General features: G+C 58.5%; 1 protein-coding gene. It reads left to right on the top strand.

The window, feature by feature from the left end:
- Nucleotides 1-123 (top strand): DUF2459 domain-containing protein (locus EN818_RS31815; RefSeq protein ID WP_135906742.1); only part of this gene is annotated, 123 nt, incomplete at its 5' end.
- Between the last annotated feature and the right edge of the window lie 178 nt (nucleotides 124-301).

Genomic DNA, 301 nt, shown 5'->3' with positions numbered 1-301 from the left:
TTCAACGCGCTGGTCGGCTGCAACACATGGACGGCGGCGGGACTAAGGGTTGCCGGCTTGCGGACGGGATGGTGGAACCCGTTGCCAGTGTCGCTGTGGTGGTCGATGGGGTTGTATGACTAGCTGGTTCTGCCTGTCGCGGAGCTACAAGATCGGGTTGAAGTACCGATTCGGTAGAGCGATTCTGGAATGTCGCTTGTGTCGACATCGTGGTCTGGACGCGCCTTAAGCGCAGCAATCTCCGTTCGTTGAGCATCAGTCAGCGGAGGCGGATTTGCGGGATCTATCAGATCGGAAGAGC

This window comes from Mesorhizobium sp. M3A.F.Ca.ET.175.01.1.1 (genome assembly GCF_004791945.1).
Taxonomy (GTDB): domain Bacteria; phylum Pseudomonadota; class Alphaproteobacteria; order Rhizobiales; family Rhizobiaceae; genus Mesorhizobium.
Note: the sequence above shows the minus strand (reverse complement) of the source record. Positions and strands in the feature narration are given on the sequence as shown.